This window comes from Janthinobacterium sp. NKUCC08_JDC (assembly GCF_019345575.1).
Lineage (GTDB): Bacteria > Pseudomonadota > Gammaproteobacteria > Burkholderiales > Burkholderiaceae_D > Janthinobacterium > Janthinobacterium aestuarii.
This window is the reverse complement of sequence record NZ_JAHKQW010000014.1, coordinates 108,727-127,220: the sequence shown is the minus strand read 5'-3', so window position 1 is coordinate 127,220 and position 18,494 is coordinate 108,727. Positions and strand designations below refer to the sequence as shown.

The window sequence follows — 18,494 nt, the reverse complement described above, 5'->3', positions numbered from 1 at the left end:
ACTCAATCAACACAAGGCGAGCATGTTCAAGATCAGTACGATGGCGGCTGTCATCAGCGTCAGCCTGGGCCTGGGCGGCTGCAATGTCGCGCCCGTCAAGCGCGACACCTACAATGCGATCTCCGATGCCGTCAAGGGCGCGGCGGCCACCACGGCGCCAGCGGCCCAGCCCGATGCCGTGGAAGCGGCGCTGCTGCCACCTGTGGCGGCCTTGGCCCAGCAATTGCCGAAGGCCCGCGCCGCGCTCGACGAGCGCTTCAACGTGGCTTTCAACAATGTGCCGGCGCGCCAGTTCTTCACTTCCATCGTGGCCGGCACGCGCTACAACATGCTGGTCCACCCTGACATCGGCGGCACGATTTCCGCCAACCTGAAGGAGGTGACCCTGTTCCAGGCGCTCGACGCCGTGCGCGAACTGTATGGCTACGATTACAAGGTCGAGGGCACGCAGATCTACATCAAGCCCCTGACCATGCAGACGCGTTTGTTCCACGTCAATTACCTGACGGGCGCGCGCCGCGGCAGTTCCAACCTGCGCGTCTCGTCGACGTCCGTGGGTTCGGTGGGCTCGACCAATTCGGGCGGCTCGGGCAATGGCGGCAATAACAACCAGGGCAATAACCAGAATAACGAGCAGAACCAGCAAACCAATGGCGGCCAGGGCGGCCGCACCCTGGACAGCAGCAACCTGACCACCTCGTCGACGGCCGATTTCTGGCCGGAATTGAGAGCGGCTCTGGAAGCCATCGTCGGCAGCAGCGAAGGCGGGCGCCAAGTGGTACTGAGCCCGCAGTCGGGCGTGATCGTCATCCGCGCCATGCCGGAAGAGTTGCGCAATGTCGACATGTACCTGAAGGCCACGCAATTGTCCGTCGACCGCCAGGTGATCCTGGAAGCGAAAATCCTCGAAGTCGAGCTCAACGACAATACGCAGACGGGCATCAACTGGGCCTCGTTCGCCTCGATCAAGAGCGGCCACACGAACCGCATCTCGACCGGCTTCATCCAGCCGGGCGGCACCCTGGCGCCGCTGCCGTTCAACGGCGGCCAGCCGCCGAACATGACCACCGGCAATGGCTTGACGGCCAGCAGCGGCTTTGGCCTCAGTTCGGCGGCCAACGCGGCCGGTTCTATGTTCGGCCTGGCTTTCCAGACGGCCAATTTCGCCGCCATGATTTCTTTCCTGGAATCGCAGGGTTCCGTGCATGTACTGTCGAGCCCGCGCATCGCCACCATGAATAACCAGAAGGCCGTGCTGAAGATCGGTACGGACGAGTTTTACGTGACGGGCGTGTCGACCACGACGAACACGACGGCCAGCGGCGCGACGACCAGCCCCAACGTGACCTTGCAGCCCTTCTTTTCCGGCGTGGTGCTGGACGTGACGCCGCAGATCGATGCGGATGGCAACATCATCCTGCACGTGCACCCGTCCGTGAGCCAGGTGTCGACCATCAGCAAGGAAATCGACCTGGGCAGCGCCGGTTCGCTGAAACTGCCGCTGGCCGCATCGAGCACGTCCGAGATGGACAGCATGGTGCGCAGCCAGGATGGCCGCATCGTCGCCATCGGCGGCCTGATGCGCCAGGCCACGACGTCGGACCGCTCGCAAGTGCCGGGCGCGGGCGACCTTCCCGTACTGGGCGCGCTGTTCCGCAACACGGGGCAGGTGATCCAGAAGCGCGAGCTGGTGGTGCTGATCAAGCCGACCATCGTCGATGGCGCCAACAGCTGGAACGAGGACTTGCTCGATTCGGGCAAGCGCATCGAGGCGCTCGACCCGCGCCGACCGTCGGAGCGGCGCTAAATGTACCAGGCCCATTTCGGCTTGCGCGAGGCGCCGTTCGGCCTCACGCCCGATACCAGTTTCTTCTTCAACGGCCCGCAGTCGCAAAAGGCGCTCAACACCCTGCTGGTGGCGGCGCGCAATGGCGAGGGCTTCATCAAGATCACTGGCGAAGTGGGGACTGGTAAAACCTTTTTGTGCCGCAAGTTCATGCAATCGTTGGGGCCGGATTTCGTCACGGCCTACATCCCGAATCCGAACTTGCCGCCCCGTTCGCTGATCCTGGCGCTGGCGGACGACCTCGATGTATTGCTGGAGAAAGATGCTGATCAGCATCAGTTGCTCAAGTCCCTCAACCTGCGCCTGCTCAATCTGGCGGCGCAGGGCAAGCGCGTGCTGCTGTGTCTGGACGAAGCGCAGGCGATTCCCGTCGACAGCCTCGAAGCGCTGCGCCTGCTGACGAATCTGGAAACGGAAAAGCGCAAGCTGCTGCAAATCGTGCTGTTCGGCCAGCCGGAACTCGATGTCAAGCTGGCCCTGCCGGAAATCCGCCAGCTGGCGCAGCGCATCACCTTTCACTACCACCTGGGTCCCTTGTCGCGCGACGACGTGGATTTCTATGTGGCGCACCGCCTGCGAGTGGCCGGCTTCGATGGCGCGCGCCTGTTCAGCCGTGGCGGCGTGCGCAAGCTGTACCAGGCTTCCGGCGGCATTCCGCGCCTGATCAACATCATGGCGCACAAGGCGCTGATGGTGGCGTATGGCGAAGGCCGGCAGCAGGTCAGCGGGCGCCACGTGGCGCTGGCCGCCAGCGATACCCTGGCCAGCAAGCCTCACTTCTGGCAGAAGCCCTGGCCATGGCTGGCCGGCGCCGGCGTGCTGGCCGCCGCTTGCGGTGTAAGCTGGACTTTATTGAACCGATGACGAAGATGAGCCTGTAGATGAGCCTGATTAACAAGATGTTGCAAGACCTCGATGCGCGCGGCACCCCCGATGGACGCGGCGACGCGGCCGGCATCCGCTCCGTGCCCGAACGCGAGCGGGGCCTGCCGCGCGCGCTGGTCTTTGGCGGCGCTGCCGGCTTGACGGCCGCCGCCATCGCCCTGGGCTGGGTCTACCTGAAGCGCCCGGCCGTGCCGCCCGTGCTGATCAATGTGGCCAGTACGCCTGTTCTGGCTCCCGTGGTGGCGGCACCAGTTGCGCCCGTCGTGGCGCTTGAACCCGAACCCGTGTTCCAGGCCGAGGAAGTTGCCCCCGCGCCCGCCAAGGCGCGGCCCGCCGAATTACGCCGCATCGTGGAAAAAGCGGCCAGGCCTGCCGCTGCGTCCGTGGTAAAAACACCCGCACCGGCCGCCAGCGAGCGCATCATCGACGGCAAGCAAGTCACTGCCCAGCAGCGCGTGGAGAATGAATACCGGCGTGCGCTGGCCCAGTTGCAGGATGGCCGCGTCTCCGACGCCATGCTGGCCTTGCAGCAGACCCTGCAGCTGGACCCGCGCCACCAGGGCGCGCGCGAAACCCTGGTGCGTCTGCTGCTCGAAGCGCAGCGCCCCGACGAGGCGGCCCGCCAGTTGCAGCTGAGCCTGGCATTGGACCCGAAACAGCCGGCGCAAGCGATGATGCTGGCCCGTCTGCAGCTGGACAAGGCCAACGGCGGCGCGGCCGCCCTCGAGACCCTCACGCGCAGCTTGCCGCACGCCGCCGACAACGGCGAATACCGCGCCTTCCTGGCCGGCGTGCTGCAGCGCGAACAGCGCTACCGCGAAGCATCGGAACAGTATCAGCAGGCCCTGCAGACGGCGCCCGACAACAGCGTCTGGTGGATGGGCCTGGGCATCGCCTTGCAAGCGGACAACCACCCAGCCCAGGCGCGCCAGGCGTTCGAGCGGGCCAAGGGCTTGCAAACCCTGTCGCCGCAATTGCAGGCGTTTGTCGAACGCAAATTGGTGCAGCTGACGGCGGCTGTGTCGAAGTAACTTTTACCTCAATGAAAGAAACCAGCTTGAAGCCTCTCAACTTGCTCATCGTCCTGTGCTGCCTGGCCAGCAGCACCCTGGCCAACAGCGCCCTGGCCGCGCCCGCCAGTGTCCCTGCCAGCTACGTGCTGGAAAATACGGAAGTGCGCGACATCCGTGCACAAGCCCTGAAACGCGACTATCAGCTATATGTCGCCTTGCCCGATTCCTATCGGCAGGGAAATAAACGCTATCCGGTGCTGTTCGTCGTGGACGCCAATTACTCGTTCGCCATCGTGCGCAATATCGCGCAGCGTCTGAACAAGCATGCGGGGATGGAAGAAGTCGTGGTGGTCGGCCTGTCGTACGCCAACGGCGATGGCGGGGTGTACAGCCGCCGCCGCGACTACACGCCCACCACGCCGCGCAAGCACGATTACCGTTCGGACATGCCGGGGCGGCAACCGGCGTTCGGCGAAGCGAAGGCGTATGGCCAGTTCATCTCGGGCGAGGTGTTTCCCTTTATCGCCAGTAACTATCGCGTCAACATGCAGCGCAAGGTCTTCATCGGCCATTCCTACGGCAGCCTGCTGGGCCTGCAATTTTTGCTGACGGAACCGCGCACCTTCGAGCACTACATTCTCGGCAGCCCGTCGCTCTGGTACGACGCCGGCGTTATGTTCGACCGCGAGCAGGCGTATGCGGCCAGCCACAAGGACTTGCCCGCGTCCGTATTCTTCGGCATTGGCGGCCTGGAAAAGCTGGCGGCGGGCAAGAAGCGTTCGCGTTTGGAGGAAGAGGCCGACATGCTGGCCGACTTGCGCGAGTTCGATGGCAAGCTGAAATCGCACAAGTACCCGGGCCTGAAGACGCGCTTGCGCGTGTTCGAGGATGAAGACCATGCGAGCGTGTTTCCCTTTATTTTGACGCATGGCTTGCGCGCGTATTTGAAGTCTTCAAACTGACGGTTCTGTTGCTGGCCGTTTGAATTCGCAGCCACGCAGTGGGCGGGGGTATAATTTTCCCAGTTGAAGGTTGTAAACCAAACGACAATATCACCATGAAAACTTCTGATGCTGATAAAAAAGCGACTTCGCCACTGAAAATATTGGCGATTTCATTTCTATTGACAGGCGCTGTATTCGCCAATGCCCATGCTGAAAGTAATTCACCTGCGGACAAGTCGGGTGACTACGCTGCTGAAATTGACAGCTTGATCAAGGAAATAAGTCCAAGAAGTTTCAATGGGGTCATTCTCATCACGCAACATGGGAAAACAATATACTCAAAAGCCTATGGCTATGCGGATTTTGAAAATAAGGTGCCGTTGAAACTGGACGACAACTTCAGAATCATGTCGAATAGCAAGCAGATCACGGCAGCGTTGATTTTGCGGGAAGTTGAAAAAGGCAGGATCGACTTGCATAGTCCCGTTAGAAAATACTTGCCTGATTTGCCGCAGGCGTGGGCCGACAAAGTGACCGTGCATCAGCTGCTCAACTTTTCGGCAGGAATCACTGAGATTGACCAGCCACTGAGCTTCCAGCCCGGAACGGATTTTTTATACGGCGTGACAACGTACGCCATGCTGGGACATATTTTTGAAAAAGTAAGCGGGAAAAAGTATATCGAAGCGGCAAATGACTTGTTCAAAGAGCTGGCAATGGACAATAGTTTTTGCTATGAGGAAGGCAAGAATAATAACGTTATCAATGGCTATGTCAATTCGAAAAATGTATTCGCATTGAAAATGCATCCTGTTCAGGGGCAAGGCTGGGTTGATTTTATTCCCGCTGGAGGCATTGTTTCAAATGCAAGGGATTTGAATGCATGGGATGAAAAACTTCATAAGGGGAAAATCTTAAAGCCGGAAACCTACAAGCTGATGACAAATTATGACATATCCAGTCAGCACGTCGCTTTCGGTGCTGAAAAAAATGGCTATGGTTATGGTGTCTATGTCAGTGACAAGACGCCGATTAAATACATCGGCCACTCCGGAAAAGGCTTGGGCTTTGCATCAATCAAAATGTATTTCCCTGAAAAAGATGTCGACGTTGTTGTCCTGGAAAATCAGTTCAGCGAAGACAGCGCCCTTCATTACTATTTTGAAATAAAAATAAGAGAAATAGTGATGAATAGCAATCTTTTGAGATAGTAAAGATCACTTCGAATCATCAATTTTGCAGGCTGCCTGCGAAACTTGTCATCAAGGCATTCGCGTATTGCGACCCATGCCAATAAGCGCTACAACCGCGCTTCATCCCCCCACACATGCCGCATGCTGAAGCGCACGCCCGCATCATCTTCATGCAGCGAGGAAACGATGGCGAACTGGCTGTCGCCCGTGTCGCGCGGCGTCATCTGCGATAGCTGGGCGGCGGCCAGCGGCGCGCCCAGCGGGTCGCTGAGCGGGTGGACCTGGCCGGCGCCCCGTTGCGTGACGACGCCCAATTCGCCGCTGCGCAGGCGCACCAGAGTGCCAGGCGGATATTTGCCCAGCAGATTGACGAACTGTTCTCCCAGCAGCGGATCGATAGGTACGCCCTGGTCGAGGAAGATGTGCTGCAGCGCCTGGTCGGGCACGATGGAGCGCCGGTAGTTGCGCGCCGAGACGCGGGCGCAATAGCGGTCGGCCAGGCCGATCAGCTTGGCATTTTGCAGGATTTCATCGGCCGTGCGCCCCTGCGGGTAGCCGCTGCCGTCGTCGTTTTCATGGTGCAGCAGTACACAGCTCAGCCATTCCTCGTCGTCGACACCGGCGCAGCGCAACAATTCCGTGCTTTCCTGCGGATGCTGGCGCACGATGCGCATTTCCTCGTCATTCAGCGGGCCACGCCGGTCCTGGAAGCTGTCGTGGTGGCGCAGCATGCCCACGTTCATCGTCAGCGCGGCCGCGCCGATCAACAGCAATTCGTCGTGGGACTTGTGCATGCTGCGTCCTACCAGCATGGCCAGCAGCGCCGTTTCGATGCAGTGGCGCACGGCGTAGCTGCCGGCGATCTGGTTGAGCAGGATGCTGGCCAGGGCGATGTCGGCATCGTGCTCGAGTGCGCGCAGCAGTTCGCGCGCGATGTCGCGTACGTCGCGCTCGGCATTGTTTTCGCTGCGCAAGGCCAGCAGCAAGCGCTCCAGGCGCTGCGCCGCTTCGTTGAGCAAGCGCAAGACGGATGGCTGGTCCGGCGCGCCCACGTACAGGCCCAGCTGCATTAGCCGCCCCAGCTGCGCGCCATCCGTGATGATCTGTCCCTTGCGCAATTGCGGGCCGGCGCTGTGGTCGGCCAGAAACAGATCCCAGGGCAGGGGTTCGCCGGGAACCAGGTCGGCCGGGCCGATGCGACGCTGTACCATGCTTGTCATCCTTTGCCCCGCCGCAGCGAAGCCATGTTCAGTGCTCGGTTATATGCTGCGCAGGCGCTCGAGCGCAAGGCGCAAGGTTTCGTCTTTCTTGGCAAAGCAGAAGCGCACGATGCCCGACTCCATGCCCTGCGCATAAAACGCGGACACGGGAATGGCGGCCACCTTGATTTGCGTCGTCAGCCATTCGGCGAACTGCGCTTCGCTCTCTTGCGAAATGGCATCGTAGCGCACGCACTGGAAATACGTGCCGTCGGCCGGCAGCAGGGTAAAGCGGCTGCCCGCCAGGCCGTCGCGGAACAAATCGCGCTTGCGCTGGTAGAACGCGGGCAAGTCCAGGTAGGGCTGCGGGGCGGCCATGTAGCCGGCCAGGCCGTGCTGCATCGGCGTGTTGACGGTAAATACGTTGTACTGGTGCACCTTGCGAAACTCCGCCGTCAGTGCGGCCGGGGCGGCTACATAGCCGACCTTCCAGCCCGTCACGTGATACGTCTTGCCGAAGCTGGACACGATGAAGCTGCGCGCCGCCAGTTCCGGGTTGCGGCTCAATGAGGCGTGCGGCACACCGTCATACACCATGTGCTCGTAGACTTCGTCGGACAGTATCAAGATTTGCGTGCCGCGCACGATGTCGGCCAGTGCGGCCACATCGGCGGGGCGCAAGATCGTGCCCGTCGGGTTGTGCGGCGTGTTGATGATGATCAAACGCGTCTTGCTGCTGACGGCAGCGGCCAGCTTGTCCCACGGCACGCTGTAGCCGTGTTCACCCACCTCCATGGAGACGAGCACGGGCACGCCGCCGGCCAGCGCGATGGCGGGCAGATAGCTGTCGTAGGCCGGTTCGATGACGATGACTTCGTCGCCCGGGTGCACGCAGCAGAGGATGGCCGTGGTGAGCGCCTGCGTGGCGCCGGCCGTGACGGTGATTTCCGTGCCGGCATCATAGCTGTGGCCGTACAGGCTGGCGACCTTGGCGGCGATGGCCTCGCGCAAGGGCGCGGCGCCCGTCATCATCGGATACTGGTTGTGGCCTGCGCGCATGGCGTTGCTGACGCGGTCGACCAGTTCAGGCGCGCAATCGAAGTCGGGAAAACCCTGGCCCAGGTTGACGGCGCCATGCTGGGCCGCCAGGCTGGACATGCGGGTAAACACGGTGGTGCCGACAGCAGGCAAGCGGGTGGTCAGGGCGGGAGTCGTGTAGGGCAGGGACGGGCTGTTCATGAACGGTAGGGGCGCGGTGCGGAAAGTGGAATCGTGTCCCATTCTAGCGCAGCGCGCCCCGTTGCGTGCGGGGCTTTAAAGGCTCAGCCTGGCAATGCCCAGCCTTCCGGCACCATGATCTTGAACATGCCGGCTTTGGCCGTCTTGCGGGCCAGTTTCAGCAGCGCCTTGTCCTTGGTGATGAGGATGTCGGCGTTGGCGTCGCGCGCCAGTTCGAGGAATTTCTGGTCATCCTTGTCCGTGCAGACGGGCAGGCGTACGCCTGAGACAGGCGGCGCCACGACCGTGATGTGGGCGTCGAAGCGAGCGGCGGCAACGGCGCGGCTCGCTTCATCGAGGGGCAGATGCTTGTAGTGCAGCACGACCAGATATTCCGCGCGGCAATCTTCGCGCGTAATGGCATGCACGGCGCCGTTTTCCATGGCCGCCAGCAGGCCCGCCCAGCGCGGGTCGTTGAAGACGAACAGGTCGAGGCAAACGTTGGTGTCGAGGACGAGTTTTTGTGGAGCAGGTATCATGTCGGCAATTCTATTCTGTAGTGATAATTTATGTTGATCGTGCTTTCGCCCGCCAAGAGTCTCGACCTGGAGACGCCGCCAACAACCTCGTTGCACAGCACTCCCGATTTTCTCGACCATTCCGCCCAGCTCATCGCCCGCATGCGCCAGTTTTCCCCTAGCGAAGTGGGCAGCCTGATGGGCATTTCCGACGCCTTGTCGGCTCTGAACGTGGCCCGCTACGCGTCCTGGACACCCCAGCTTGATGACGCGCGCCAGGCCATCATGGCCTTCAATGGCGACGTGTATGCCGGTTTCGAGGCGCGCAGCCTGCAGCCGGCCCAGCTCGACTATGCCCAGTCGCGCGTGCGCATCCTGTCTGGCCTGTACGGCCTGCTGCGCCCGCTGGACCTGATCCACCCGCATCGCCTGGAAATGGGCACGCGGCTGTCGACCACGCGCGGCAAGGATTTGTATGCGTTCTGGGGCGACACTATCACCAACGGCCTGAACCGTACGGCAAAAGAGCAGGGCGCCAAGGTGCTGGTCAATCTTGCTTCCGAAGAATATTTCAAGTCCGTCAAGCCGCGCCAGCTGGACGTGCCCGTCATCGCGCCCGTGTTTGAGGACTGGAAGAATGGCAAATATAAAATCATCTCGTTCTACGCCAAGCGCGCGCGCGGCATGCTGGCCCGCTATGCGGCCGTCAACCAGATCCGCGATCCCGAGCAGCTGAAGCAGTTCGACGTTGATGGTTACGCGTATGTGCCGGAAGCGTCAAACGATACGAGCTGGGTGTTCCGGCGCAAGGTCGGTGAATAAGTAAAAAAACCGGGCTAGCCCGGTTTTTTATTGCAGCTTACTGCCAGAACTTCCACCACTTGCGTTCCTTGTTCACCCCTTCCGGGCTGAGGAATGCCGTGTTCGGGTAGTTCTTGGTCAGCACGCGCAAGGCATCGTCGCGCAGGTCAGTCAAGCCCAGCTTGTCATACGAGCGGTACATGATGAACAGCGCTTCTTCGATGGCCGGCGAGGCACGGAAGTCGCTGACCGTCGTTTGCGCGCGGTTGGCGGCGGCCAAGTAGGCGCCGCGGCGGTAGTAATAGCGCGCCACGTGCACTTCGTATTTCGCCATGGCATCGATCAAATAGTTCATGCGGGCCAGCGAATCGGGCGCATATTTACTATTCGGGAACTTGTCGACCAGTTGCTTGAAGGCGGCAAACGCTTCGCGCGTGGCTTTCGGATCGCGCTCGGTCGGGTCTTGCTCGTACAGGAAGTTCAGGAAGCTGATCTGGTCGTTAAAGCTGATCAGGCCCCGCAAGTAGTACATATAGTCCACATTGGCGTGGTTCGGATGCAACTTGATGAAGCGTTCGACGGCAGCCAGTGCCTGTGCCTGGTCTCCCGACTTATAATACGCGTAAGCGATCTCCATCTGCGCTTGCAGAGCATAGTTGCCGAAAGGATAGTTAGCCTCCAGCTTCTGGAACAGGCCGATTGCAGCTTCATAGTGCTGCCCGGCCATTTCTTCACGCGCCTCCGAGTATAATTTCGTAACGGACCAGTTTTTGGTCTCATCCACTTTTTCAGGCAACAAGCTGCAAGCGGACATGCCGAGCAGAACGACTGAAGCGACTACCAACGATAATTTTTTTTGCATGACGTTTTGCAAGAAGGTTTTAACCAAGATTTTACAATAGGCTGATTATAGCCGATGGGAATGCTGTGATATTAACTCCGAAGCCTAATTTGGCTGACCCCGCGTTTGACTCCCTTTCTGACCATGCTGCCGAAGAGGCGTTTGACGGCGATTTTGCCGCCGACGACGTCTTCGAGGAAATGGCCCCGATTACATTGGAACTGACGCCGGACGCCTGCGGCCACCGCCTCGATAAAGTCATCTCCAAGCTGGTGCCGCAATATTCGCGCAGTCGCTTGCAATTGTGGCTGGAAGCCGGTTTCGTGACCGTCGATGGAAAAGTTGCCAAACGCAACATGACCGCCTATGGCGACGAAAAGATCGTCATTCTGCCGCAAAGCGCGCCGGAAGACGAGGCTTTTAAGCCGGAAGCGATGGAATTGAACATCGTGCACGAAGATGAGCATATCATCGTCATCAACAAACCGGCCGGACTGGTCGTGCATCCGGGCCCCGGCAACTGGTCGGGCACCTTGCTCAACGGCTTGCTGCACCACTGTCCGCAGCTGGCTGGCGTGCCGCGCGCCGGCATCGTGCACCGGCTGGACAAGGATACGAGCGGCCTGATGGTCGTCGGCAAGACCCTCGCTTCGCAAACGGATCTCGTGCGCCAGTTGCAGGCGCGCACCGTCAAGCGCGAATATTTCGCGCTCGTGTGGGGCACGCCGAAAATGGCGGGCACCATCGATGCATCGATCGCGCGCCACCCGCGCGACCGGGTCAAGATGGCCGTCTCGGAAAACTTTACCGCCAAGCCCGCCATCACGCACTATGAATTGATCGGCAGCGGCGAACTCGACCGCCGTCCCGTGAGCCTGATGCAATGCCGCCTGGAAACAGGCCGCACGCACCAGATCCGCGTGCACATGCAGCATCTGGGATTCGCGCTGGTCGGCGATTACGTGTACGGCAAGCAGCACCTGGTGTCCGTCTTCTCGCGCCAGGCATTGCAGGCGCGCCGCCTGGGCCTCGTGCATCCAGGTACCCTGGAAGCGTGCGAGTGGATCGTGCCGCTGGCCGATGATTTCGCCGAGCTGATCGCTACCGCCGGTATTCCCGAGCCGGAACAGGTTTGATGACGTCGCCGTTGCCTTGCCTTATACCCGATTGGCCCGGCTTGCCCGCGAACGTGGGCGCGCTGGCGACCGTGCGCGCGGGCGGCGTCAGTGAAGGGCCGTACGGTGACGGGCAGGGCGGCGGCGGCTTGAACCTGGGCACGCACGTGGGCGACGACCCTGCGCACGTGGCCGCCAACCGTGCGCGGCTGGCGGCCATCTTGCCTGCCGAGCCGGCCTGGCTGTCGCAGGTGCATGGCGTGGTTGTGGCCGATGCTGGCAAGCTGGACGGCCACGTGCCGGACGCCGACGCCAGTATCGCCGCCTTGCCTGGCGCCGTGTGCGTGGTAATGACGGCCGATTGCCTGCCGGTACTGTTCTGTTCGACCGATGGCCTCGTCGTTGGCGCGGCCCACGCGGGCTGGCGCGGCCTGGCCAACGGCGTCTTGCAGCGCACGGTTGCAGCCATGCGGGCGCAGGGCGCGACGGACATCCTCGCCTGGCTGGGGCCGGCCATTGGTCCGCAGCAATTCGAAGTGGGTCAGGACGTGCTGCAAGCGTTCCGCGATGGCGCGCGTGATGATGTTGAACGGCAAGTACTGAGCGCCGCCTTCGTCGCCATCGCTGGCAAGCCGGGCAAATACCTGGCCGACATCTATGCACTGGCGCGCACCATGCTGCTGCGCGATGGCGTGGCGCAAGTGGCAGGCGGGGAATATTGCACCGTCAGCGATGCGGCGCAGTTTTACTCGTACCGGCGCGATGGCGTCACGGGAAGACAGGCCAGCTTGATCTGGCGCAAATAATCTGCACGGCAGACACTTATGTGTCTGCCGTTTTTGTTTTATCGTCTGCTGAGGCTTGGGCGTGCGCCTTCTGTTCCGCGATGCGCACGGCCTTGCGTTTGCGTCGCCGCGAGCCCGTCAGATAGAATAGGATGGACAGCGGGATGACGCAGTACAGCACGAAGGTCATCACCCCGGCGACGATGGACGGTTCCGTCAGCGCCATGAGGCCAACGACATAGATCCAGGCAACAGCGGTCATGAGCATCATTGGTATTGCCAGTCAGTAAAAGTTTGCATGCAGGTGGCCCGGAAGTAATTATTTATTAATTCTTGAATGGACTTACATATACCTATGAATATGCCCGATCCTCAAATGATGACCAAAGAATGGATGGCGCAGATCAGCAATCCTGAGCAGTGGAAGACGTGGTTCAACATGGTACCGCAGCCCCAGGGCAATCCGATTGCCGGCATTTTGCAGGATGCGGGCGCCAGCATCAAGCCGGAAGCGATCGAGCAACTGAAAAACGCCTACGTAGCCAAGCTGACGGGCTTGTGGGCCGACTTTATGGCAGGCAAGGCGCCGGAACTGAAAGACCGCCGCTTCGCCGCGCCCGCCTGGCACGCCAGCCCTTTGTCGGCCTTCAATGCGGCCGCCTACCTGCTCAATGCGGAGTTTCTCAGCGCCATGGCCGATGCCGTGGAGGCGACGCCGCACCAGAAGCAAAAGATTGCGTTTGCCGTGCAGCAAATCGTCGATGCCATGTCGCCGGCCAACTTTCTTGCCACCAATCCCGATGCCCAGCAAACCCTGATCGAGACCAAGGGCGAAAGCCTGACCAAGGGCTTGAGCAATATGCTGGCCGATATGCAGAAGGGCCGCATTTCGCAGTCCGACGAATCGGCCTTCGAAGTGGGCCGCAACGTGGCCACCACGCCAGGCACGGTGGTATTTGAAAACGCCTTGTTCCAGCTGATCCAGTACACGCCGACGACGGCCACGGTACACCAGCGGCCGCTGTTGATGGTGCCGCCGTGCATCAATAAATTCTATATCCTTGACTTGCAGCCAGAAAACTCGCTCGTGCGCTACGCGGTGGAGCAGGGCAATACCGTGTTCCTCATGTCCTGGCGCAATCCCGACATGAGCATGCAGCACCTGACGTGGGACGATTACGTCGAGCAAGGCGTGATCGAGGCGATCAAGGTGACGCAGGAAATCTCCGGCCAGGACAAGCTCAATATGTTCGGCTTTTGCGTGGGCGGCACCATCGTCTCGACGGCGCTGGCCGTGCTCAAGGCGCGCGGCGAGAATCCGGCCGCCAGCCTGACCCTGCTGACCACTTTCCTCGATTTCTGCGATACGGGCGCGCTCGACGTCTTTATCGACGAGCCACAAGTGGCGCTGCGCGAGCAGTCTCTGGCCAAGGGGGGCCTGATGACGGGCCGCGACCTGGGCAGCACTTTCTCAAGCCTGCGGCCGAACGATCTCGTGTGGAACTACGTGCAGTCGAATTACCTGAAGGGCAAGGAGCCGCCCGCGTTCGACCTGCTGTACTGGAATGGCGACGGCACGGGCTTGCCAGGCCCCATGTTCTGCTGGTATCTGCGCAACACTTACCTGGAAAACAGCCTGAAAGTGCCGGGCAAGCTGACGGTGGCCGGGGAAAAGGTCGACCTGAGCAGCATCGACGCGCCCGCTTTCATCTACGGTTCGCGCGAAGACCATATCGTGCCCTGGGGCGCGGCCTACGCCAGCACGGCCTTGCTGAATCCGAAAAAACCGAAAGCCAACCGCTTTATCCTCGGCGCTTCGGGCCATATCGCCGGCGTGATCAATCCTGCCTCGAAGAAAAAGCGCAGCTACTGGAGCAATGACAAGCCACGTACGGCGAAAGCCAAGCCCTTGACCGCCGAGCAATGGATGGAAGGTGCGACCGAGCACGTGGGCAGCTGGTGGCCCGAATGGGCGGCTTTCCTGGCCGAACACGGCGGCGCCCAGGTGAAGGCACCAGGCAAGCCAGGCAACAAGCGCCACGCGGCTATCGAGGCGGCGCCGGGCCGGTATGTTAAAGTCAGAGCGGATTAATTCACAAAGCGTTTTTGCTGACAAGACCGGCGTAATCTCCGGTCTTGTCAGGAATCTACTTTTAGTTGCGTTGCAATAAATGCGGGAATCTACTACCCTGATGTGCAATGGAGTTGTTTTCCACTCTATAATGCAAAAAGTAGGCAGGTGCGAAAGCGGACCCTGGTTCGCTTTTTTTTCGAATCAACTCAGTATGCGCTGCGGCGCAATAAGTGGAACTTGTGATGAGTAGTGCAAAAAAAAGTATAGACCGCCTGATTAAAAAATATCCCAACCGCCGTCTGTATGACACGCAAACCAGTTCCTACATCACCTTGACGGACGTCAAGCAGCTGGTGTTGGACAATGAGGTGTTTACCGTCGTCGATGCCAAATCCAATGAAGATTTGACGCGCAGCATCTTGCTGCAAATCATTCTGGAAGAGGAAGCGAACGGTGCACCGATGTTCTCGAGCAGCGTGTTGTCGCAGATCATCCGCTACTATGGCCACGCCATGCAGGGCATGATGGGATCCTACCTGGAAAAGAACGTGCAAGCGTTCACCGATATCCAGCACAAATTCACGGGCACCTCGGCCGGCAGCTTCGAAGGCAAGCCATTCAGCCCTGAAATGTGGACCCAGTTCATGAATGTCCAGGGCCCGATGATGCAAGGCATGATGAACAACTACATCGACCAGAGCAAGAGCCTGTTCGTGCAGATGCAGGAGCAGATGCAGAGCCAGAGCAAGAATCTGTTCGGCACGTTCCCGTTTGTTCCGCCTGTCCCGCCAACGGACAAGAAATAGTCTATGCCACACGCTCACCGGGCGATTTGATCGCCCGTGAGTTGTATCGGCGTCATCAAAACAGCATAGTTCTGCCAGCAAGGGGCGGCTCGGGGTACAATAGCCGATTCGCCTCACCATTTTACTAGCTGCCAACTATGTCTGAAATTCACCGTATTCCCGTTCCTTCCGCCCAGCCCGAGGCTATGCTGGCCATGCCAGGTGCGGCGCCGAAAGTGGGCTTTGTCTCGCTCGGCTGCCCGAAAGCGCTGGTCGACTCCGAACAAATCCTGACCCAACTGCGCGCCGAAGGCTACGAAACGGCGAAATCCTACGCTGGCGCCGATCTGGTGATCGTCAATACCTGCGGTTTTATCGATGCCGCCGTACAAGAGTCGCTCGACGCCATCGGCGAAGCGCTGGCTGAAAACGGTAAAGTGATCGTCACCGGCTGTCTGGGCGCCAAGAAAGATGCTGCCGGCGACGACATCATCATGAAGGTGCACCCGAAAGTGCTGTCCGTCACGGGCCCGCACGCTTTGGCCGAAGTGATGGATTCCGTCCACTTGCACCTGCCGAAGCCGCATGCGCCATTCCTCGACCTGGTGCCGCCGCAAGGCGTCAAGCTGACGCCGAAGCACTATGCCTACCTGAAAATTTCCGAAGGCTGCAACCACCGCTGCAGCTTCTGCATCATCCCGTCCATGCGCGGCGACCTCGTTTCGCGTCCGATCGGCGAACTGATGATCGAAGCGGAAAACCTGTTCAAGTCCGGCGTCAAGGAATTGCTGGTCATTTCGCAAGATACGTCGGCGTATGGCGTGGACGTGAAATTCCGCTCAGGCTTCTGGAATGGCCGTCCCGTGAAAACCCACATGACGCAGCTGACGGAAGCGCTGGGCGAATTGGCCAAGTCCTACGGCGCCTGGGTGCGTTTGCATTACGTCTATCCGTACCCGCACGTGGACCAGATCATCCCGATGATGAGCGGCGGCCACATCCTGCCATACCTCGACATTCCGATGCAGCATGCGCACCCTGACGTGCTGAAACGCATGAAGCGTCCGGCCAGCGGCGAGAAAAACCTCGACCGCATCCAGGCCTGGCGCGCCATCAATCCGGACCTGACGATACGCTCGACCTTCATCGCCGGTTTCCCGGGCGAAACGGAAGCGGAATTCGAATACCTGCTGGACTTCCTCAAGGAAGCGCAGATCGACCGCCTCGGCTGCTTCGCCTATTCGCCTGTCGAAGGCGCGACGGCCAACGCCATCGCCAACCCCGTGCCGGAAGAGCTGCGCGAAGAGCGCCGCGGCCGCGTCATGCTGCTGCAGGAAGAAATCTCCAAGAAACGCCTGCAGGCCAAGGTCGGAAAGACCGTGCGCGTGCTGATCGATGAAGTCACCCGCTCCGGCGGCGTGGGCCGCTCGTCCGCCGATGCGCCGGAAATCGATGGCGTCGTGTATGTGAAGCCGCCATTCGAGCCGCACCGCAAGCTGGCGGTCGGGCAATTTGTTGACGTGACGATCACCTCAGCGGACGCGCATGACCTGTGGGGCGCTGCCGAGTAAGCAGGTGTAACAGTCGTACGGCGTGCAGGGCATAAAGCCCTTACAATCAAGGCGGACCAGCACAGGCTGATCCGCCTTTTTTTATTTCCCGACGCCATGACCCAGACCAAATCTCCGCAAACCGCGCTGATCCACAGCGATTACCAGGCGCCGCAAGGCTTTGCCGCGTTTCCGAACGCCATCCACCATGCGTCCACCGTGCTGTTCAAGGACGTCGCGGCCATGCGCTCGGGCGACTGGAAAGACAAGAACGCCTACACCTACGGCTTGCACGGCACGCCCACCACGTTCACCCTGGAAGCGCGGCTGGCCGAAATCGAAGGGGGACAATACTGCCTGCTGGCGCCGTCGGGCCTGGCGGCCATCGCCATGGCGGATTTTGCCTTGTTGAAAACGGGTGATGACGTTTTATTGCCGGAAAATATATACAACCCGAACCGCGAACTGGGACGCTGGCTGGCGCAGGACTTCGGCATCACGGCCCGCTATTACGATCCGCTCATCGGCGCCGGCATCGCCGCCCTGATCCAGCCAAACACCAAACTGATCTGGACCGAAGCGCCAGGTTCCGTGACGATGGAAGTGCCGGACTTGCCCGCCATCTGCGCGGCCGCTCATGCGCGCGGCGTGCTGGTGGCCCTGGACAACACCTGGTCGGCGGGCCTGGCCCTGCGCGGTTTCGACCTGGGCGTGGATATCATCATGCAGGCGCTGACGAAATACCAGTCGGGCGGCTCTGACGTACTGATGGGTGCGCTCATTACGCGCGAGCGGACGCTGCACGACCGCCTGGCGCAGGCGCACATGCGTCTGGGCATGGGCGTGGGGGCGGACGATGCCTATCTGGTGCTGCGCGGCTTGCCCACCATGAAGCTGCGCTTCGACGCGCACGACGTCGGCGCGCGCACTGTGGCCGCCTGGCTCAAGGGGCGCGGCGAGATCGCCACGGTGCTGCATCCGGCGTTCGCCGATTGCCCGGGCCACGCCATCTGGCAGCGTGATTTCACGGGCGCGGGCGGCCTGTTTTCCGTGCTGTTCGATGCCCGCTACACAGAGGCGCAGACGGACCGTTTCGTCGATGCCTTGCAGTTGTTCAAGATTGGCTACAGCTGGGGTGGCGCGAACAGCCTGGTGATGCCGTACCGCATTGCCGCCATGCGCAAGGGCTGGCAGTTGCCGGGCCAGCTCGTGCGCCTGAACGTGGGGCTGGAAGATCCGCAGGACTTGATCGCCGATATCGAACGGGCGTTCGCGGCGATGTAGGCGGCGGCAAGCCGTTGGCTTGCCGCGAAGCACCTGTTACATGGGCACGGGCTTGTTGTTGTTCAGGTCGAGGAAGCCGCGCAGCAGGCGGTACGCTTTCCACAGCCAGGCCACGCCCCACACGATGATGGCCAGCGGAATGCCGATCAGCGTGACCCACAGGATGGCGCCGACGACGACCCAGGCCACATACCACCAGAAGGAACGGATCATCCAGCTGTGATGGCTGTACACGAAGGTCCCGGCCGCCTCGTCCCGCTTCACATAATTGATGATGAGCGGAATGAAGGAAAACGCGCCCAGCGAAAACACGAAGCTGGCGCCATGTATCAGGTACAACCACCAGGCCAGGTTTTTGGTCTGCTGGAGTTGGGTATCCAAAATAATATCTTGTGACATGAAAGCTCCCGTCGTTGCTCAATTTTTAATTGTAACAAGCAAAG

At 60.6% G+C, this 18,494-nt stretch carries 18 protein-coding genes; 12 read left to right on the top strand and 6 right to left on the bottom strand.

What is annotated here, in order from left to right; genetic code table 11:
- Window positions 1-22 precede the first annotated feature (22 nt).
- The 5 genes from mshL (at window position 23) to KO538_RS24620 (ending at window position 5,899) form a co-directional block, all read left to right on the top strand.
- On the top strand, window positions 23-1,807 hold the full coding sequence (gene mshL / locus KO538_RS24640) for a pilus (MSHA type) biogenesis protein MshL (protein ID WP_219329953.1): 1,785 nt from the start codon (window positions 23-25) through the stop codon (window positions 1,805-1,807).
- Window positions 1,808-2,710 carry an ExeA family protein gene (locus KO538_RS24635; protein ID WP_219329951.1) on the top strand — a complete coding sequence of 301 codons (903 nt, stop codon included), beginning with the start codon at window positions 1,808-1,810 and terminating at the stop codon, window positions 2,708-2,710.
- Window positions 2,711-2,727: 17 nt separating this feature from the next.
- The gene (locus tag KO538_RS24630) at window positions 2,728-3,762 is read left to right on the top strand and encodes a tetratricopeptide repeat protein (protein WP_219329950.1); all 1,035 of its coding nucleotides are present in this window, start codon (window positions 2,728-2,730) and stop codon (window positions 3,760-3,762) included.
- Between the two features lie 26 nt (window positions 3,763-3,788).
- Window positions 3,789-4,706: an alpha/beta hydrolase gene (locus KO538_RS24625; protein WP_257620556.1), complete on the top strand. Its 918-nt coding sequence runs from the start codon at window positions 3,789-3,791 to the stop codon at window positions 4,704-4,706.
- Between the two features lie 95 nt (window positions 4,707-4,801).
- Window positions 4,802-5,899 (top strand): serine hydrolase, encoded by a 1,098-nt coding sequence (locus tag KO538_RS24620; RefSeq protein ID WP_219329948.1) that lies wholly within the window; start codon window positions 4,802-4,804, stop codon window positions 5,897-5,899.
- 89 nt (window positions 5,900-5,988) lie between these two features.
- On the opposite strand, the gene KO538_RS24615 is transcribed toward KO538_RS24620, so the two are convergent.
- The 3 genes from KO538_RS24615 to KO538_RS24605 all read right to left on the bottom strand — a co-directional run bounded on the left by KO538_RS24615 (window position 5,989) and on the right by KO538_RS24605 (window position 8,837).
- Window positions 5,989-7,092: an HD-GYP domain-containing protein gene (locus tag KO538_RS24615; protein ID WP_034755334.1), complete on the bottom strand. Its 1,104-nt coding sequence runs from the start codon at window positions 7,090-7,092 to the stop codon at window positions 5,989-5,991.
- A gap of 48 nt (window positions 7,093-7,140) precedes the next feature.
- Complete coding sequence (locus KO538_RS24610; protein ID WP_219329946.1) at window positions 7,141-8,319, bottom strand: pyridoxal phosphate-dependent aminotransferase; 1,179 nt, start codon at window positions 8,317-8,319, stop codon at window positions 7,141-7,143.
- Between the two features lie 83 nt (window positions 8,320-8,402).
- Window positions 8,403-8,837, bottom strand: coding sequence for a putative toxin-antitoxin system toxin component, PIN family (locus tag KO538_RS24605; RefSeq protein WP_219329944.1), 435 nt, complete (start codon window positions 8,835-8,837; stop codon window positions 8,403-8,405).
- A 30-nt stretch (window positions 8,838-8,867) separates the two neighbouring features.
- On the opposite strand from KO538_RS24605, the gene yaaA reads away from it, so the two are divergent.
- Window positions 8,868-9,638: a peroxide stress protein YaaA gene (gene yaaA, locus KO538_RS24600; RefSeq protein WP_219329943.1), complete on the top strand. Its 771-nt coding sequence runs from the start codon at window positions 8,868-8,870 to the stop codon at window positions 9,636-9,638.
- 37 nt (window positions 9,639-9,675) lie between these two features.
- Here yaaA and KO538_RS24595 read toward each other — a convergent pair whose 3' ends face one another.
- Window positions 9,676-10,479 (bottom strand): outer membrane protein assembly factor BamD, encoded by an 804-nt coding sequence (locus KO538_RS24595; protein ID WP_034755339.1) that lies wholly within the window; start codon window positions 10,477-10,479, stop codon window positions 9,676-9,678.
- Window positions 10,480-10,568: 89 nt separating this feature from the next.
- On the opposite strand from KO538_RS24595, the gene KO538_RS24590 reads away from it, so the two are divergent.
- Both KO538_RS24590 and pgeF read left to right on the top strand, forming a co-directional pair.
- Window positions 10,569-11,594, top strand: a complete 1,026-nt coding sequence (locus KO538_RS24590) for an RluA family pseudouridine synthase (protein WP_034755341.1) — start codon at window positions 10,569-10,571, stop codon at window positions 11,592-11,594.
- The gene (gene pgeF / locus KO538_RS24585; protein WP_219329941.1) at window positions 11,594-12,379 is read left to right on the top strand and encodes a peptidoglycan editing factor PgeF; all 786 of its coding nucleotides are present in this window, start codon (window positions 11,594-11,596) and stop codon (window positions 12,377-12,379) included. The genes KO538_RS24590 and pgeF overlap by 1 nt, the downstream gene beginning before the upstream one ends.
- Window positions 12,380-12,395: 16 nt before the next feature.
- On the opposite strand, the gene KO538_RS24580 is transcribed toward pgeF, so the two are convergent.
- A complete protein-coding gene (locus KO538_RS24580; RefSeq protein ID WP_235194296.1) occupies window positions 12,396-12,629 on the bottom strand; it encodes a hypothetical protein in 234 nt (77 codons plus the stop codon).
- Between the two features lie 105 nt (window positions 12,630-12,734).
- Here KO538_RS24580 and phaC point away from each other — a divergent pair, with 105 nt between their 5' ends.
- The 4 genes from phaC (at window position 12,735) to KO538_RS24560 (ending at window position 18,051) form a co-directional block, all read left to right on the top strand.
- Complete coding sequence (phaC, locus tag KO538_RS24575) at window positions 12,735-14,450, top strand: class I poly(R)-hydroxyalkanoic acid synthase (protein WP_081368118.1); 1,716 nt, start codon at window positions 12,735-12,737, stop codon at window positions 14,448-14,450.
- Window positions 14,451-14,674: 224 nt separating this feature from the next.
- Window positions 14,675-15,238, top strand: a complete 564-nt coding sequence (gene phaR, locus KO538_RS24570) for a polyhydroxyalkanoate synthesis repressor PhaR (protein WP_010399000.1) — start codon at window positions 14,675-14,677, stop codon at window positions 15,236-15,238.
- A 194-nt stretch (window positions 15,239-15,432) separates the two neighbouring features.
- Window positions 15,433-16,788 (top strand): 30S ribosomal protein S12 methylthiotransferase RimO, encoded by a 1,356-nt coding sequence (gene rimO / locus KO538_RS24565; protein ID WP_128143344.1) that lies wholly within the window; start codon window positions 15,433-15,435, stop codon window positions 16,786-16,788.
- 96 nt (window positions 16,789-16,884) lie between these two features.
- The gene (locus tag KO538_RS24560) at window positions 16,885-18,051 is read left to right on the top strand and encodes a cystathionine beta-lyase (RefSeq protein ID WP_219329940.1); all 1,167 of its coding nucleotides are present in this window, start codon (window positions 16,885-16,887) and stop codon (window positions 18,049-18,051) included.
- Window positions 18,052-18,087: 36 nt separating this feature from the next.
- On the opposite strand, the gene KO538_RS24555 is transcribed toward KO538_RS24560, so the two are convergent.
- Window positions 18,088-18,450, bottom strand: coding sequence for a membrane protein (locus KO538_RS24555; protein WP_034755352.1), 363 nt, complete (start codon window positions 18,448-18,450; stop codon window positions 18,088-18,090).
- Window positions 18,451-18,494 lie beyond the last annotated feature (44 nt).

What these genes read in the sequence shown, in the direction of transcription:
- KO538_RS24605 (WP_219329944.1), bottom strand. Translation starts at nt 8,837, where the DNA reads ATGATACCTGCTCCACAAAAACTCGTCCTCGACACCAACGTTTGCCTC.
- KO538_RS24610 (WP_219329946.1), bottom strand. Translation starts at nt 8,319, where the DNA reads ATGAACAGCCCGTCCCTGCCCTACACGACTCCCGCCCTGACCACCCGC.
- KO538_RS24555 (WP_034755352.1), bottom strand. Translation starts at nt 18,450, where the DNA reads ATGTCACAAGATATTATTTTGGATACCCAACTCCAGCAGACCAAAAAC.
- pgeF (WP_219329941.1), top strand. Translation starts at nt 11,594, where the DNA reads ATGACGTCGCCGTTGCCTTGCCTTATACCCGATTGGCCCGGCTTGCCC.
- KO538_RS24615 (WP_034755334.1), bottom strand. Translation starts at nt 7,092, where the DNA reads ATGGTACAGCGTCGCATCGGCCCGGCCGACCTGGTTCCCGGCGAACCC.
- mshL (WP_219329953.1), top strand. Translation starts at nt 23, where the DNA reads ATGTTCAAGATCAGTACGATGGCGGCTGTCATCAGCGTCAGCCTGGGC.
- rimO (WP_128143344.1), top strand. Translation starts at nt 15,433, where the DNA reads ATGCCAGGTGCGGCGCCGAAAGTGGGCTTTGTCTCGCTCGGCTGCCCG.
- yaaA (WP_219329943.1), top strand. Translation starts at nt 8,868, where the DNA reads ATGTTGATCGTGCTTTCGCCCGCCAAGAGTCTCGACCTGGAGACGCCG.
- KO538_RS24630 (WP_219329950.1), top strand. Translation starts at nt 2,728, where the DNA reads ATGAGCCTGATTAACAAGATGTTGCAAGACCTCGATGCGCGCGGCACC.
- KO538_RS24595 (WP_034755339.1), bottom strand. Translation starts at nt 10,479, where the DNA reads ATGCAAAAAAAATTATCGTTGGTAGTCGCTTCAGTCGTTCTGCTCGGC.
- KO538_RS24620 (WP_219329948.1), top strand. Translation starts at nt 4,802, where the DNA reads ATGAAAACTTCTGATGCTGATAAAAAAGCGACTTCGCCACTGAAAATA.
- KO538_RS24635 (WP_219329951.1), top strand. Translation starts at nt 1,808, where the DNA reads ATGTACCAGGCCCATTTCGGCTTGCGCGAGGCGCCGTTCGGCCTCACG.
- phaR (WP_010399000.1), top strand. Translation starts at nt 14,675, where the DNA reads ATGAGTAGTGCAAAAAAAAGTATAGACCGCCTGATTAAAAAATATCCC.
- phaC (WP_081368118.1), top strand. Translation starts at nt 12,735, where the DNA reads ATGATGACCAAAGAATGGATGGCGCAGATCAGCAATCCTGAGCAGTGG.
- KO538_RS24560 (WP_219329940.1), top strand. Translation starts at nt 16,885, where the DNA reads ATGACCCAGACCAAATCTCCGCAAACCGCGCTGATCCACAGCGATTAC.
- KO538_RS24580 (WP_235194296.1), bottom strand. Translation starts at nt 12,629, where the DNA reads ATGATGCTCATGACCGCTGTTGCCTGGATCTATGTCGTTGGCCTCATG.